At 64.2% G+C, this 18,501-nt stretch carries 1 protein-coding gene; it reads right to left on the bottom strand.

The window, feature by feature from the left end; genetic code table 11:
• Positions 1–41: 41 nt before the first annotated feature.
• Positions 42–18,095, bottom strand: coding sequence for a hypothetical protein (locus KIT79_02880; GenBank protein ID MCW5828239.1), 18,054 nt, complete (start codon positions 18,093–18,095; stop codon positions 42–44).
• Positions 18,096–18,501 lie beyond the last annotated feature (406 nt).

The raw sequence follows: 18,501 nt of genomic DNA on the forward strand, positions 1-18,501 counted from the left end.
CCAGCCGCCTCGCGGCTTTCAGGACTGGTTCGCGGATCCGGTCAGGGCGGACAGCCCGTGGCCGGGCAGCCGACCGACCGCCGGTAGTTGACGGCAGGCACGCTGGGCGCCGATATCCTCACTTCCGTGCTGACGCCATCGAAGCTCGGCCAGTAGAGATCGGCGGTAGCCGTGCCGTCCTTGGGTGCGCTGGCCCCGACATTGGCCCGGACCGTCGCAAAACCGCCCGGCCGCGACAGGCCGCCGGCGCACTGGGGCGGGGCTCCGCCCGGATTCCGCAGGGCTTCCTGGCTGCACAGGAGGCGGCCCTTGGCGACCGTCGTGTTGTGGGCCGGATAGAGCAGTTCGGCGTTGAAGGTATCGCCCGACAGGGCCTTCACCCTCGCGCCGGAAATCTCGATCCGGTCCACATGGAAGGCGTGCAGGCCGCTGCCATTGGTCGGGTTGTTGGGGCTGTAGCAGGCTGCCGGAGAAGTCGGGTGCGTACCACCCGGAGGGTTGCCGCTGCATGCGCCGGTCGCGCCCATGGTGTGGTAGTAGCTGTAGTTCGACACCATATGCGAGGGGAGCACCGTCTCGCCGTTGTAGAACACGTCCTTGAAGTAGATCGGCATGGAGCTCGGGTTCGGGTTGCCGGCAACGCCGGCGGCGATCGCCATCTTCTCGTTGACCGAGTTCGTTTCCACATAACGCGTGTAGTATTCGCGCCAGTTCTGCCCGCTGGCGTTGCCCGACTGCTCCACCATGGCGAGGAACAGGCCGGTCCGCGACCACACGCGATGGCGGCCGGCCAGATGATCGGTGTTCGCGGTCGCACACGGGATCGCTGCTCCCCCCGTGGGACGCACCTCCTGGTACTGGTTCGCAAGGTCAGTGTTCACCTGGCTGGTGCACCGGACGATCCGGGTATGGACACGGTTGTAGCCGCCCATCCACAGCGCCCGCCGGGGGAGTCCGATGACGCGCAGGGCGAAGGTTCCCATGCCGCCCTGCCCGTATTCGGTCGTCAGCAGGTCCGTCGTCCGGATGTTGGCGGGGATGTCGCTCGTGTCGATGTTGATCGGGATGGGCGGATCTTCCGGACTGCCGCCATCCTGGTTCGCAATCCCCTTGTAGTGCGGTTCAAGCCACAACGAGGAGGTGTAGGCGCTGATGAACGGCACCAGGACCGTATGGGTGACGTGCTGCTGGTTGCCGTTGCCGGGGTTGGTGGTCGGGAACCAGCCTCCTTCACCGGGGAACCAGTTGGTGGCACTGTAGTTGAACGGCATGGCGGCGAAATCAATGCCCATCCGGCCCGACTTCACCTCGTCCGCGCCGGCGATCCGCTTCGGAATCATCAACTCGTGGTTCAGGAAGCCCGGAACCAGGTTGTAGTCCGCCGTCAGCACGATCGTCACGAAGATGCCGATGATCGTGTATTCGTATTGGAGCCGGCGGCCGACGTTGGCGTTGTTCGGGCTGAAGATGCCGGAGGAGTTGTCGGCGTAGTTGAGCCGGACGGCGCCCACCTGCGTGGAGAAGCCGGCCTCGTCCACGACCCGGTCTGCCGGCCCAGGCGAGATCCCCCACCAGCCGGAGGCATCCTCGGCGGCGGGAATCGCGCCGCCGCCGTCAGGCGCTGCCGCCGGGTTGTAGTTGTTGCGCAGGCAGTTCCGGTACCGCTCGTTTACGGAAGTCGGGGATGTGCCACTGCAGCCGCTCATGCAGCGGGACTGGGTGAACAGCATGACGTGATGCCACACGCCGTCGGCGCCGCGCTCGAAGTTGCCCGACGAACAGCTGAGGCGCCACGCGTTGTTCTGTGTCGTGGCATTGAAGCTGCCGCGGTTATTCACGAAGTGGGCGTATTCATACTGGCAGGCGTTATCGACGGCCGTGCTGCCGACCACGCAGAACTTGTCGTCGTTCGCCGTGTTCGGGTTCGCCCAGACAAACCGCAGGCCCCGGATATCCACCGCGTTGCCGGCGCAGTTGACGAGACCGGGGACCGCGTTGAGGTCCGCCACGCTCGTCATGTCGCACTGCTCGGACAGCCACTTGATATCATCCAGCTCGATCCATTCGCGCAGGGTTCCCGGCGCGGCCGAATCGGGCTTGGGCGTCACGGCGGCGACACGGGCGGTGAAGTCCCCGTTGGCCGCCACCTGCGCCGGAGCGGCGCCGGGGTCGAACCCGAGGATGCGGATCCGGTCGCCCGGCATGTAGCCCGCCAGCTCGTGCAGCACCACGACGTTGTCGCCGTCGTTATTCTCGTTGTTTTCCTCTGTGCCGCAACTGGCAGCGGCACACACGCCGGTGCCGCCGCACAGGCAGACCTCGGGCAGCGTGTCGTTCTCGCTCGCCATCAGGCTGGTGTCATAGTGGACGGTGGGCCGCCGCACGATGCCCGCATTCAGCCGGAGGCCCATGTAGGCGCCCGCCACCTGCGGATAGCCACGGACGCGGATCGCGTTCTTGGGCTGGGTCACCTGGAACGTGACCGGGATCGGCTGGGTCCACGGCCGCCGGGTGGCTTCCGTGCCGGGAACGGTGGGGTTGCCGCCCGTGCCGGCTCCGCTGCTGGCGCTGACCGGCGAGAGAACCACCTCGAACGCGTTGCATCCGCTCAGGACGGGCCACACGCCCGCGCCCGTGCCGGCACCCGCGCCGTGCAGGTCTGGCTTCTTCAGGCTGGCACGGATCAGTGAGGAAGCATCCGGATCGTTGTTGAGCAGGTTCACGATATTCGCGCCCGATACCCCGTTGGTCAGCGTTGCCGGTATCAGTACGAGCTTGTTCAGCACGGTGATCCCGCTGACCGGCGTCGTGCAGTCGCTCCGGAAGTTGGAGACCCGGACCGAGATACCGGTGCCGGCCTCGCCCGCGTTGCGGGCGGTGAAGAGCACGGCGTTGTCCGCATTGCTCGGATCGATTGTGCCCTGGTTGATGGTGGGCCGGTCGTACTGGGTGAAAACCCTGACCTGGAGACGCTGCGGACCGGAGCCCACCATCACCTGGGTCAGGTTCGTGCCGAAGACCGTGCCGGCGTTTGTGACGGTGACCGGACCGTAGGACTGCGCCGACCCCGGGCTGGCGGCAAGTAGCTGCGCGTTGCTGCTGCCGGGCGCCGCCTGTGCATAGAGCAGATCCTGCGCTGCGGCGGAGGCATTCAGCATGGCGATCACGAAGTCGCGGTTGCGGTTCCAGAGGACGTTCACGGTCACGAGCGAACTGGCCACCAGGACCGACTCCGTGCCGCCGTTCGGCAGCGCATTGACGACCACGGTCACGCCCGCGCCCGCAATACCCGGCCGGCGGGAAGTAAACAGGACATCGTTCACGAGCGTGCCGGTCGTGCCCAGGTTGGGCAGGTCAATGACGTTGAAGGCGTAGTCGTTGGCGAACTCCATCTTGGCCGGCGCCGGTGGCGGCAGCGCATTGACGGACCAGTCGAACGGAGCGATGAGCTGGGCGTAGTTCTCCACCTGCGGACTCACGCAGGAACCCGTCGTGCACGATCCGCCGGCGGTATCAACGCTGACGCGCACCTCGTGCAACCCGGCCGCCGGGCTCATCGTGTAGACGCGCCGGTAGCGGCCAGCCGACAGCACGTTCGGCTTGAGCGCGATCTGCGGATTGCCGCCAACGGTGACATCCTGGCCGAAGCTGCTGCCGCCGGGGCAGCGGACACCATAGGTTCCGCCGGGGCAGAAACGGGCCGCACCGACGGCACTGTTGGTGGCTGCGGTCAGGTTCGGGACGCCCTGGTAATACAGCTGAACGCCGCCGAACACGGCCGTCGTGTCGGCGGTGCAGGAGCGGTTGGCGTTGGCTCCGGCCGTGCTGCCCAGCGGACAGTTGACCTGGTTGTTCCAGTCCGGCATCGGAATGTACACGCCGTTGCGGAAGTCGGAAGCGGGGATGGCGGACGTCATGACCAGCTGCGGATCGTTCGCCGCGCTGGAGATGACCCGGAGCCGGGTTCCCAGAGCGCTGGGCGCACCCTTGACGGTCGTCGTGAAGACGGTCTGGAGCGCCGTCGAGAGTCCTCCCGGGGTGGTCAGCAGGGTGTCGTATTCGGCCGCGGTGTAGATCAGGCCCCGCATGCCGTCCATCAGGCCGGTGGAGGAGGCCATGACGAGGCCCTGCGTCGCGTGCGGGCAGTAGGCGGGTCTTGCCGCCGTGTAGTTGTTGCACGAACTGGGCGAGATCCGCATGACACGCCCCGAATCCCATATCTGCTTCTTGGCCGTGTTGCCGCTGCCGATCTGGATGTTCCGGATGTAGGAGTGGACGTCGGTGGTCGGCGAATGGCCGGCGCCCGTGCCGCGCCAGGCGGACAGGAAGACGCGGCTGCCGCGGGCGATCGGCTCCGTGCTGCCCGTGTCGAACGCCCCGATCTCGATGCCGTCGGGAACCGGAATCCGCCGGTAGTAGAAGTTGCTGATGGGGTCGGGCTCGATATTGGTGCCGCCCCAGTCCTTGACCGGGCGCGAGGTATGGTAGTGGATCCGCGGCGCGGCCGGCACGCCGTACTGGTCCAGCGTGCGGTGATCGATGACCGGCGACGTGCAGGTGAGCGTTCCGCCCGCCGTGCAGGAGAAACTCCGCATGGTGAATCCATACGCCGGGTCTGGCGCCGGGGGCATGCCGAAGATCGCGCCCGTGCGCAGGGTCTTGGAACCGTCGTCCGGACGGACCGACTTCATGTCAACGATGACCGACGGGGCGGCCGGGACTCCGTTAGCCACCGCCGCGTTGCCCTCCACCATCGGATAGAAGATTTCATATTCCAGGTAGTCGCCCGGAGCCCACACATAGGGCCCGATGCTGTTGTTCTCGCCCGTACCGAGCACCGTCTGCGATATGTCGCCGCCAGCCGACCAGCCGGAGAACTGGAACTTGAGCAGCCGCGGCATCAGGATGTTGTAGTACGCGTCGATCGTCTGCGCCGTCGGCGTGGCCGGAGCGGCCGGGTTCCGGTATTCGGTGAAGACGTTTCCGAACTGGTCCAGCATCGCCATGTCCAGGAACAATGCATCATCCTGGGACGGCTCGCCGATCGTGATGTTGTTGACCACGGCGGGGTCGTCGATGGCCGGCTGGCGGTAGACCGGCCGGTCTTGACCCGTGGAGGTCACGTTGCGCCAGCGCCAGGGCCGCGGCGCATAGCCCGTCCGCATGGTGAAGGTGAACGGACCGGAATCGCCGCCGCGGTTCATGTAGTCGTTGACCACCGGGTTCGACTGGAGCGGACAGATGGCGTTGATCGTGAACTGGTGCCCGGGGGCCGAGTTGCTCGGCAGCCCGGGTGTCACGGTGATCGTGTTGGTCGCCGGCGTGTAGGCGCTGATGGTGCGCGTCTGGCCCGTATTCGGCCCGGTGTTGAACGTGAGCGTCCGGTTCACCAGATCAGCCGACGTGTAGTAGGTCTCGTTCAGCTTCTGGGCGGTGAATACGGTCATGGGCGTCCCGCCGACCGTGAACACGCTGAAATCGGTCAGACCGCACCGGACCTGCACGTCGAGTTCCGCGTCGAACGGCATTTCGCTCGGCCGGATCGGCACGATCACACGGCCGTTGACGTTGTTGGCCATGATCTCGGCGCGGTTCTCCGACCGGGCGATCACCCGGCCCATGGCGCCAGCGATGGAAATATCGTTGCCGACCACGCACCCGCTCGCCGGACAGATATCCACGCCCTTGCGGATGTAGTTGGCGGCGGAAACCGCGGGGAAGGCCGCCGAGATGGTATTGGCCTCGTTGAGCCCGCTCCAGACCGCCACTGTCGGGTGGCAGGCCGTCGGGTTGGCAAGCGCGGTTGGGTTATTGGCCGTTCCGTCGCACAGTTCGATGCCGTTCGCCAGCGTGCTGCTGCCGTCGTAGATATTCACCTTGACATCGTTGCCGTTCACGATCCGGACGAACGAGACATATGCCTCGGCCCGTCCCCTGACCGGATGGGTGGCGCCGTCGAACACGAAGTAGACGCCGCTCCAGGGCTGGTTCGGTTCCTGGCGTATCCAGAATCCCTGGTGCGAAACCTCACTGGTACCGGAACGGGTCAGCGGAATCCGGCGGATCAGCCACTTGTCGGCGGCAAGCTCCGAAAGGTCCACGTTGGTGTCGATGCGGGTGCCGTTCAGGTCGGTGCTGCCGTTGTAGCTCATCGCCAGGTACTGCAGGCAGCGCCTGTCGCGGTCCGACATGCGGGCAAACCGGTTGCGCGTGTTCGGATCGAACGGATCCACGCGGGTATTGGGCAGCGTCGGCGCATTGGTGTGGCAGTTGTCACCGGTCAGGATGCCGCCGTCCTTCTGGCCTCCGAAGGGGGTGGCCCATGGGACCGCGTTGGTCTGCATGCCCTCGAATACGATTTCCACGGCCGCTCGCCGCACATGCGATGTCGAGGGGATCAGGATGCCGTACTCCAGGACGTCGCCCGCGACGATCTGGTACTGGGTCCGGCCGATCGCCGGCTGCTCGTCGGTCCCCGGCCGGTTTCCGCCCACCGGCGTCGTCATGATGCCGGGCTGCCACAGGTGGTACCAGAGCATGCCGTTGGCTGCAGGTCCCAGGTTGTTGTAGCCGGCGAAATGGAGGGCATTCGTCACGCCCTGCAGGGGGCTGGACGGCCGGCTGAGGGTAATGACCGCGTTGTCCAGCGGCGCCGACCCGCTGATCGCGCCGCCCATGCTGTCAACGCCCGGAATCTGTCCCTTCCGGGCAGTCACATCGAGCAGGTAGTTGCATCCTGTGACGCTGGTGGCGCCTTCGGCGCATGCGACCGGCACTGCCGGGGCCCCGTAGCCGTCGTTCACGCGGATCTGGGTTTCGGTGGTGGCGGCGATCACGCGCGGCGGCAGTTCGCGCGGCGTGAACTTGAGCGGCTGCTTGGGCTCCTCGAAGAAGGCCGTGCTGAAGCTCCGGATCAGGCGGACGAGGTCCGCTTCGGTGGTCGTGATGCCGGTCGTCATGTCCGTCCGCGTCCGGAGACGGGTGACGCTGCTCAGGAAGTCGAACACGTCAATCGACTCGACGCAGGTATTGCTGGTGAGCGAGAACGTGTTGCCCGCCGCCATCGCCGCCGGCAGGGCCGGCGAGACGGTCAGCACACCGCCCGCATACCCGGTCACTGTGCGCGTCTGGCCGATGTTCAGGGCATTGCCCGTCAGCACCTTGAGCGACCAGCCCTTGTAGAAATCAAGGGCGGTGGACGGCAGCGGCACGGTCGTGACAAACGCGCTGGTGGTCGGAGCCGGCGGACCGGCTCCGACTGTGGCCGACGCAATCGGGTTCAGGGAGGGATGACCGCAGAACAGCTTGCCCGAATATCCGGGGAAGAATGATATGTAGGGCTGGTTCGGATCGGCCGACGCACTCGTCATGACCTTCGCCATCTGGAAGATGCGCTCGATCGGGGTGGTCATCGTGCCGGCCCCGAGCATCGTTTCCTCTTTCTGGGAAAGCGGCGGGATCGTCATCACCAGAAGATCGAAGAACGGCAGCGTATCGAACAGGACGATATCCTCGGCGATGCCGTCAAACAGGTCGGGATCCGTGTACGTCGTCAGCATCAGACGGCGGATCAGCGGGATCATCAGCTCGAAAGGCGTTGCATTGTCGGTACCCTGGTCGAGGTCGATCGGGGGCATGCCGCGCACGCTGGCCCGGCACTCGACGGCCGGATAAGGGGAAGTCGGGTCAAGCTGTCCGATCGTCCGGGTGGGGTTGGCCGCATCAATGCAGCCCAGACCCACGGCGGCCTCCTGGCAGGTCTGGAGCCGGTAGGGCGTTTCGCCCAGCCGCGGCAGGTACACGTAGTCATCGATCTCAGGCGTGTTGGCCGTGGCGATCGAGCAGTCAGCCGGTACCCGGTTCGGGCCGGGCGTGGGGTTGGGCTTGATGTCGATCGGGATGAGCAGGGCCAGCAGCGCGTCCAGCAGCGGCTCGACCGGGCGGAGCTGCTGCGGGTTGGCAGCCGTCGACTGAAGGGGCGTGTTGAACAGCAACTTGAAGACTGGCAGGCCCTTCTCGAAGTCGGTCATCTCCTGCGGCCGGGTGACGGGATATCCGAACCCGAGGCGCACCATCGGAATGGCAGCAGTGCCGCCCATCACGGTCTGGACCTTGCGGATCGCCGTCCCGTTGGTCGAGACGAAATCCATGTGGTCCGGCGGAACCGCACCGGTGATGTTCGCGGCCTGCCGCTGCAGGACCTCATGCATCGTCCGGCCAGCCGGGTACTGCGCCGTCGGGGCCATGTAGGAGGAGGCATCGAGACCGATCTCGATCGGCTCGGCACCGGTCTGCTGGATGAACACAAACGCCACACCGCCCGCCGGCACAGTCACCGGTGGGTAAACACCGATGGTCTGGAAACCTTCACGCGGACGGACGTAGAAATCCATTTGCCGCTTGGCGACAAATACCGACCCGCCCGGACAGGCACTCAGGCCATGAACCAGTGCATTGTCACAATTGATCCCCGCAAAGAAGTTGGCATTCGGCGTCCAGCCCGCGCCGATCATGGCGGTATCCGTCCAGCCGGCAGGGTTCGAGCTGTAAACCACGATATGGGCGCGTGCAGCACGGTCAACCACGCTGCCTGCCCCACCGGCGCGGCCGGAGTGGTAGAAGGTAATTCCGCTACCCTGGACCGGCTGTCCCGACAGGTTCTGGAACGACAGTCCGGCACTGAAATGCGGGTCGGAGACGCCACGCGACAGGGAGTGCGACGCGACGCCTTTATCCCAGCGGGAGATGAAATCGGCGATACCGTCGCCCGGGGCCGCGCCGCCGCCGAAGCATTCGTCGATGATTCCGTCCGGCTTGGGCTCCCAGACCGGTGCTGTCACGGCCGGTGTGCAACTGCCATCGGGGTTGGCGGTCCGCACGTCGAGACCGCCCAGGCCGGCGCCACCCAGGAACGGCTTCAGCATCGAGTTGAAGTCCCGCGCCCCGCCCGTGGAGCAGGGATTGTTGGCGTTGGTATCCCACGGCAGGTACGACCGGGCCGTCACCGTGCTGTAGCACTCGGCCGCCAGCGGGCTGGCGGACGTGGTCCGCCACCAGGAGCTGGTGGCGTTCAGCGACCCGATGATGTCAAGAACCGGATCGATAAAGGCGACGCACTTCGACGCATCGGCCGGCGAGCAGCCCGCCGTCTGCGAGTTCAGGCGCAGGTTTGATTTCGGGTTGTAGGGATTGATCGTGTTGTCGAACGACCGCTGTAGCGCAAACTGCTCGGTCGGATCCTTGATCGCGCCATCCCGGAGGAACGGGATCAGCTTGGCGACAGGCGCCCGGCCTTCGACCCCTAGGTAGGTCTGTCCGCCGGTAGAACCCAGCAGGTTGCCCACGGCGTCGATCATGCCATCACGGATCGCCGGGAACGGCTTGAGGGAGAAGATCGCGTTCCGCAGCCGGCGCGCATCGCCATTCAGCGGATCGCTGTCGATGTAATACATCACCGTGTCGAGCAGCAGCCCTTCGGTATCGCACCGCAGCACGTCGGCAATGATCGAATCGAGGTCTGTCGCATCAAATGCGGGAATATCCGGATCCTGGTTCAGGTCGTTCAGGATTCCCTGGCCGATGGCCCGGAGCGCCCGTGCAACGCTGGTCCTCTGTCCGGTCTGGAGAACGAAATCGACCGCCCGCGGCTGGGTGGCCGCAACGATAATGCCGGGATCATCAACCGCCACCGCGTCGATCACGATCCGGTCGTTATTGAGCCGCTCGATGACCCGGTAGAGGTGGCCGGTATGGGAGCGTTTATCAGTGGGCGTGAAGGTCATGTTGAATGCAGTGCCGTCTTCCTGGTCAATGATGCAGACACCGCCGGTGAGCGCATCACGCGTGCAGGTAATCCGGACATAGTCGGCATTCACTGACGGGTCGCAGAACCCGTTCGCATCCGGGGAGCAGCCGGTCACCGACGTGACGACGGGGTTGAAGGCGCCGGACGAGAAAATCTGCCCGTAACCCCTGGTCTGATAGGTGGCCGACAGCGCCGCACAGCCATTGGTGGCTGCCGTCGCGTTGCAGATGACGCCATTGGTCCGGGACTTGACGCCGGCCATCTGGTACATCGCCGGAAAGAGCGGATAGAGGAACGGCTCCTTGTCCCGGGCGCCGGTCATCGGAATCCCGTCAAACGGGACCGTCGAACCGTCGGCCGGCGAGATCATGTTGTCGATGGCCGAGAAAATAATGTCGAAACCGGTCATGCCCTGCGGCAGCTTGGGGTTGTTGGCCGCTGACACCTCGCGGGCATCGCCGAGTATTTCGAAGATGCCGTCGAGCACCTCCCGGTCCGGGCCCTCTTCCAGGGCGGCAAACGCGCTGACGATCGCCGGCGCACCGAATCCCAGCACTTCGATCTGGGACAGGCTCGCAAGCACCGCCGGCGACTGCCCCCACAGTAGCCGTTGCGTGCTGCCGCAGTTGTTGAGCGCGCAGTCGGCATTGCACTTCGACTGGTAAAGCCCCAGATGCTCCTGGCCGCTCGCTTCCTTGGGGTTGATGGTACCAACCATCTTGACCAGGAGCCGCTGGAGCGGCGGGAAGGCATCGTTGTCGATCAGCGGGCCAATGGCCCTCGACCGGTCGATAGTGCCGGTCAGCCGGAGCTTCGTGTCCACCGACAGGGTCCGGTTGCCAGTATCAGCCGCAATAAAACCGGTGCACTCAGGCGTTTGTGCCGGACTTCCGAAATCCTCCGAGTCGTAGCGGATCATGGATGACAGGGAGCCAGTCAATACGCCGCGGGCGCCATAGAGGGAGGTGAACAGCGCTTTCAACTGTTCCCGGTCCACCGGCGCCGTCAGTCCGAATATCTTGTTCGTCAGGTTGGCCGATGGCATCAGCGGCGGATTCGAGAAACCGGAGATGTCCGAGATCAGCTTGTTAATGCTGAGCAGGAAGTCGCCGTTTCCGATAATCGGAACCTGCGAACCCAGATCGACGCCCATCGTAGTCCGGAACGCCTCGTCCAGCCCACGAAGCAGGTCCGGCGAATCCCAGCAGTCGATGGGTGTTTCCGGCAGGGCAGCGGACGACCAGCCCTGCACGTCCACCTTCCAGCGGGCGCTCGCATTGTAGGTGCTGCCCAGATTCGTACCGCACCCTATATAGGGGTTCGGAAGCTGCTGGGTCAGTTTCCCCTTGGTGTTGCAGTCGTTGGAGTTCGTGAGGACGTTGGCTGACCCGCCGCACTCATTGGCCGAACCCGCCACAAGGGTCCCGTCCTGCCGGTTGCAGCGGGGGTCGCTGTCCGCATCGCAGCAGTTCAGGTTATCGCACAGGTACTGGTCATAAGGATTCCGTCCGCGGCTCCGGATTCCTACGGTGCCCTGGAGATTGTGCTGGTGCATGTAGTTCGCATCGCCCGCCGTTGGAATGGCGGACGGGTAAGGTATCGGCTGGCTGGTCGAACAGCTTCCGCTCGTCCATGCCAGGCCGTTGGCGCACATCACCGGGCTAGGGAAAGCGCGGTCTGGCGGCCACTGCTGCGCCCAGCCGGCCGTGCGGTTTCCGCTCTCGACCCAGTACGTGGAGTAGTAACGCTGGGCGGCACCTGCCGGACGCGATGCGCTGTCGTCGGTGCTGCCAGAACTGTTGAACCAGCGGTTATACGAGTCGCGCGGACCGGGGATGAACCGCCGCGGATTGGCCCGTACGTTGCCGGCCGGTGTGTTGGCGCCCGTATGCCAGGCGGCCATGGTGGGCAGCGCCTCCATGATGGCGTCACGTTCGGACTGGCCCATTTCGTTGTTGAGCATGTCGCTCATGAGCTGCCAGAGGTCACGCCTCGGATCGAAATCCTTGCTTCGGAGCGCCACGCAGGCGTTGGTCTCGGTAACAGTCGGCGCCCGCCATCCGTTGACGCAGCCGCCGGCGGTGCCGGTACAGGCCTTGGGGCAGGTGCAGCAGGAGGGCGGATTCTTGACGAACAGCTCGTCAAAGGTGTCCAGGAAGCCGGCCATCGGCGTGTTGTGGACCCTCTCGAAACAGGGCGCCGGCCGGGGCGGATATCCGGGCCGCGTACAGGTGCCGGTGCTCTTGAACGGCGCCTTGGCCGAGGTCAGCAGGTCGGCCATCGAATCCAGAATGACATCCACGTTGGGAAGACCGGCCAGACGGCAGGCCGGAGCGGTCAGGGTTTCCGTACCCGGTGTGCCGCATTCCGGAATCTGCGACCGCCGCCCGCGGTTATCCTGATCGAACGCCTGGCCGACAACCGGGAAAATCCGCTTGGTGAGGCCCAGGTCGTGGGCCGTGACCAGCATGTTCAGAAGGTCGTCCGTATCCGGGAACTGGAGGATGATACGGGTAATCTGGCTCAACAGGTTCTCGTCGGTAATGAACTCCAGGGCCGGATACAGGAGGCCGAGCGCGTCCTCGTCGGGGAAGATCAGCTCACCCGACGAGCAGAAATCGGCTGGCGCACGGCCCGCTCCGAGCCTGATGATCCCTTCGAGACGGCCGGTGCTGTTGTTGCGGCACTCCATCCGGCGGAATCCGTCCACGCGCCTGAGTGTCGCCCCCGGCGACGTGCAGCTGGCATACAGGGGAGTGATCGCCACCGGAAGTATCTGGCCGCCCAGGGTACATTCGGCCGCATACCGGCGCCCGGTCTGGTTGACCAGGGCCGCCAGCGTCGGAATCAGGCGGGCGATCGGGCTGTCGCGGACATTCGATGAACCGTCATCGATCGGCTCCAGAACGCACTGGACGACCTCGATCATGCCAGTCAGGTCGGACACGCCCGTGGACGGATCGATCGCCAGAATTTCATGCAGGACGGTCCGGAGGCCCTTCAGGGTGGGATCCTTATAGGTAATGCCGGCATCACAGGCGGGGCTCGGGCCACCGACCGCGGCACACTGGTCATTCATCAGGATGTACAGCGCCCGTCCAAAAGACCGGCTGTCGCTGTTCTGGTCAATGACGATCCGCGTCTGGTCCACGCACCAGGCCGGCGCTCCGGTCACGCCGCAGTAGCATTCGTTCAGGCTGTTCTTGAACACGATGCTGGAGTAGTTGGCGTTGGCGCAGACCACCTCGCCCGCTTCGGGGGCAATGCCGTTGGCGTTGGCGTCGTAAATGAACGCCGAGTTTCCGTTCACGCTGTCAACGAAGAAATACGAGTCGTAGAGATCGACTATGCCCTCAAGGACGTCATAGAGCAGCGGTATGGTTTCGCGCCGTTCTGTTGCTGTCTGGCCGGAATACACAACCTCCACATCCATGATGCGAAGCCGGTTGATCACGTCGATCGTGCTCCGAATATCCTCGAACGCCAGCAGGTCAAGAAATGCCGGAGTCGCCCGTACGAACGGAGAGCTTGACTTGTCCTGCGAGGAACCGCCCTCGACACGGAACCGGCCTCCGTCCAGCGACAAAAGCGTTCTGAACGTCGCCGTCAGGGACTCGATGCCGTCCTGTGTCAGGGGGTTGTTGTCGGGGTCATACATCGCATCAAGCGTGATGAGGGGCAGTTCGCGGAAGATCTGCCGGTCGATACCGTTCTTGATCAGGTTCAGGATGGTGACGATATCGCTGTCCGGATTACCGTCGGAGAACAGCCCAGGGAAGATGTCCTGAAGGCCGCCGAGGGCGGTAAGCGCCATCGGATTGGTAAGGATCTGGGAGCCGATATCCGCCTCGCCCACCGAACCCAGAACGAAGGCGAAAGCGTCAAAGAACGCGCCCAGTACGTCATGCCCTCCCCGGACACTCGTCGGGTTTTCGGTCAGCGTCGTGAATATCTTGTCCAGGAAACAGCTGAAGAGGGTTTGCTCGTTGCCAAACCGGTCATCCGGGCAGTTGCCGTCGATATTCCCGAAGATCCCGATGAAGTCGTTGACGGTCGCCTGGCCGGCTGTCAGCACCACACCAAAGTTCACCGACACCGGGGCTGCGGAGGTAGCGGTGACATTGGGCGGAACCGCGAGATCAGCGGCCCACACTTCCATGCGGTAACCACCCCGTTCCTCGGTTTCGTCGCCCAGGGTGTAGCCCGAAAGCTGATGGCCCGTCAGCTGCGGGAAACTGAGCGGATTGATCCGGCAGTTACGGGCCCTTGTCCGGACCATGAACTGGTCACCGGCCAGCGGCACCGTCGACGCAGCCGGGCTGATCGTGAACCGGCGCGGGGTCGGGCTCATCGAATAGGCCGTCACGGTAAACGCCTGACCGGCTAGGGGGCCCGAAATAAAGGTGATTTCATCGCCCGCATAGATGTTGTCCGAAGACGACAGGTTGCTCGTCCCGTTGAACTGTGTGGTGGTGATGCTGCCCACGCCGACCGTGGTTTCGGCGGACCTGACCTTGTCCCAGCTGTACAGGAGGAAGCTGTTACCGACCGCCGGGTTCGCGGAAAACGGCTGATCCATGATCAGGCGCCGGTTTGCTCCGCTGTACTGGGACACCGTGCGCGTCTGGCCGCTCGCCGGGCCGCTCGTGAACCGGAGCTGCCAGCCTATGTAGTAGTTGTCCTCGTTGACCAGTGAAGATGCGCCATCAAACACCGACGCGGGGACATTCGACACGGCGGCAACCGTCGCCGCCCTCTGCATCGGGCCAGTGTCATGGTTGAAGAAGGTCGCCGGATAGCACTGGTCCGCCGGAACCGGCAGCGGCACAACCCGGTTCGAAAAATCATAGTTCATCTTCGCGACGGTCCGGGATGGATTGGATGGATCCATCAGGACATAGACACCCTGATACAGCCGGAATCCCGTAGGGCCAGTGGAGGGATTGCTGTCCCCGTCGGTATTTAGATGCGCATCGGTAATGGAGATGCTGGGCGCCACCGTCACGTTGGTATACCCGTCGGAGACACCACTGATGACCAGCTGGGGAGCGGCGCGGTCGGTCATGTAGCCGAACGGGACCGTCACCTCGGGCTGCGGATTGGCGGCCGCGTCATGCACGACCCGGACGTTGTCGCTCCTGATTCCATCCTGGACCGCCCGCATGATGTTCGTGAGGGTCGTTCCGGGACCGCCGGCATACGTCGTTGCGGGAATGCGAACGCAGGTCCGGCCGACCAGCAACGCCTGCCCATTGCAGGTGAAGGTTCCGCCGATTGCCTGCTCCAGCACACCAATGACAGGAACCCGGTTTCCGCCATTCAGCAGCGGAACCTGGATATAGTCTCCGGACTTCATGCCACCGGGTATGACCAGCGGGCCGGTCACCAGGGCCGCATTCACGATCAGGTATTCGACCGGCGAGGCCTGCAGGGTCACAGCCGGACTCGCCCCGATCAGTATCGAGCTGTACTGGGGGGCCGGTACCGTATAGGTGAAGTGGAAGGCCCTTGTCTGTCCGGCCGGAAGGTCCGGATCGACGAGCGCCGTCACGTTCCCCGACGTTACATTGACTCCATTGATAAAGAGATCCGGCGTGGGGTTCAACCCCGTGGTGTCGTAAGGAGGCAGTCCATCGTCCGTAAAGGCGACCCCTTCGATCCGGACACCTTCATAGTTTCCAAGAAGACGGCTAGTGGACGGTTGCACCAGGCGGTGCCGGGTGGCTCCCGTCAGGGGGCCGACGGGCACCGTGCCGCTGACACGAAGCACTTTTGCCGTCGTCGCGTTGGTTACCGACTTGACCACGACATGTGTCGAGCCAACCCGGACGGCTGTTCCGGCCTGCAGCAGTGCCGTAAAATCGACACCACCGCCCGCCACCGTCAGGTTGTTGGCGGCGCTGATGCTGAATGTGTTGGCCCCGGTTCCCATCACCGTTCCGGGTTCGATCTCATAACACCCCGGACCCGTACAGGCCTGCCCGCCGGTAAATGCCTGCGCTGCCGAGAGGGTGGGTGCAACCAGCATCCGCGTGAAGTTCACGGTCGGTGCGGATGCGGACACCGATGGGGTCGAGTAGTTGATCGTGAGCTGCTGGGAGGTGATCCGGCCTGCGTCGTCGGTGATATGCAGCGTAATCAGGTTTGGCCCGACCGCGAGGTTCAGGCCGATACGGAACGGGACGTTCGAACAGGGGTTACACAGGTACCCGCCCTTCACATCTTCGCCGTCCACCCAGACCAGCTCGGCGGAACTGCCCGACGGCGCGTCATAGGCAAACCAGGTGGCGTTGGCGTCATTGGCCAGCGCCCCGGCTCCGTCGATTGCCGTGGAATTAAGCGAGACGGTCCGTGCTCCGGCATTGATGGCCGTGATCTTCCACCGGCGGTTCAGGTTGCCCCCGGTGGCACCGGTCTGGAACATGATGACGTCATTCACACCAAGACCGCGGCCATAGTCAGGCGCGCCGCTCGTGAAGATCTGGTCCCACGCCTTCTGCTCGGCGGTGGTGGCCCCGCCGGGAAGCGACAGCAGGCAGGCACCGGGACAGCCGGTCAGAACGCCGCGCATTGGCGCAAAGCCGGTGTGCCGAAGCGTGAAGCTCGCATTCGGATCGAATACTACCGGAGTTCCATCTGCAGCGGTGTCCAGGATGGTGAGAACCGTGCTGGTGCCGTTGGTTCCGATGGCGGAGATCCGCACACGCTTGGCGCGGTTCAGCTGGCCGGGATCGTCAATAAAACGGATCAGGTCGCTGACCTTGACCGGAGCCTTCTCCGTCAGCCGGGCCATTTCGGAAGCAGGAATCGTTATGGTGGTGGCGCCAGCCATCGGCGTCACAACGAATGTGTTTCCCGCCCCCGGAGTGCCGCCAAACCCTGACGCCATGGTGAAGCGGCGCAGCGCCCCGTCATAGGACTGGACAACCCGCGTCTGGCCCGCGAGGAGCCCACTCGTGATCTGCACGGTCCATCCCCGGTAGAAATCATTGGCGGAACTGAGTGCCGTACCGCCAGTGAATATCGTCGACGAGGTTCCGGTTACCACCGTCGAGGGGGCGGCATCGACGGCCTGGGAGGTCGTGTCATAGGCGATCGAATACACACGGCCTGGCGAGGTGTCACTGAATATACCCTCGATCGACACGAAGGCGGCCGGATTGGTTACTGATGCTGTCAGCGGGATACCGGAAAACAGCGCCGTGGCGTTGCTGGCGTCACGGACCGAGAAGGTCGATCCAAAAGTGGGCGCCGATGAGTCCTGGACCAGCCGGATGTCATCCGGATCGGGCGTCCCGCTCTGGTCGGCACTCAGGATGTTGAGCGAGTTGCGGGCCCGGGTATGCACCAGGGTTTCGGCATTGGCCGGAAGCGTGATCGAGGTCTGGAGGTTCAGCCAGCCCGCCTCCGGAGTGCCGGAACAGTTGTTTGCCTCGGCGGCATAGGGTCCGGTGTAAGTCTGCTGGAGCGTTCCGCCCGACCCGCCGTAGAGCACTTCAACACCGAGCAGGTTGGGATCGGCCGGAGTCGGGGTGCCGACATTCGGCTTCACTTTTGCCGACATCAGATAGCTCGTTGCCGACCGGAAATACCGGATTGTCGTCCCGCCCTCGACCGAACGGCGGTCGTTCTCGCCGGGACGGTCGGTGATGCAGATCTGCGGGGTGGCAGAAGCCGGCGAGGTGTAGTCCACGCGGTAATATTCGGTTTCGGAGAGGGCCGGGCTCGCGTCCGTCGCCGTAACGCCGATCAGCAACCAGCCGCTCGTCGCACCGCCACCCACAAAGTTCGCGGGATTTAGCTGAAGGTCGACACGGAAAACCGTCCCGGCCAGTTGCATGCCGTTGGCGGAAACCACGCAGGGACCGGCAGCCGTACAAAGGCTGCCGGCGGTCGGAATGACGGCCGCGCTGAAGCAGGAACTCGGATTCCCGCCGCACACGTCCTTGACGGACACGTTGCTCCCGGCGGCGGCAACCGTCGCACTGGCGCGAATGGTCGTGCCCGATCCCGCAGTGCTGGTGGTCACGGGTATGGAGTAGTCAGTATTGGAAAGGGGAAGCGTCGGCGGAACACACGCGGCGGCATTCGGCCCGCATGCGCCGCTGCCAGGCATTGTCTTTGAGGCTGAGCCATCCTGCACGGTCAGGCTCGATACTGTGAGCAGGTCGTTCGCACCGGCGTTGTAGGCACCCGCCGGCGCGCCCGATAGCGCCACCATGACGACCACAGCCCATCCGGCCAGTTGGGCCAGCAGCCGCCGGTACTGTTGGAGGTTATTCGTTCTCATTCGCACTCACCCGCCTGTTGCCTGGTCGCTGGACTTGCCGCCGGAACTTCCGGCCTCGACCCGTATCATTTGCTGTTAGTCCACCTGTTATGACGCAATTTTCATGCCGCCAGAGGTATCAAAATCCAAAAACACGCGCATTACCCGGTCTTGTTTTTATCAGTGTTTTCAATAGCTTGGATAACATTACATGCCTTGGCACCGGCTGCGCGTATCCTGATCTCCTTCGGATCAAACCCGCCACGCAACCCTTGCGTGGAAAGGCAATTAACTCCAGAAAATCCAGCTCAAAATCCTGTTTTATCCATTCCAATATAGCACTGGGAGGGATGGCGAGCCAGTTCACGGGTCACAGCAATGACGGAATTTTGGGGCCCATAGTGCCCAAAACCCGTTGCTCCAGGGC

It is taken from the genome of Deltaproteobacteria bacterium, from assembly GCA_026129095.1.
Lineage (GTDB): Bacteria > JAGRBM01 > JAGRBM01 > JAGRBM01 > JAHCIT01 > JAHCIT01.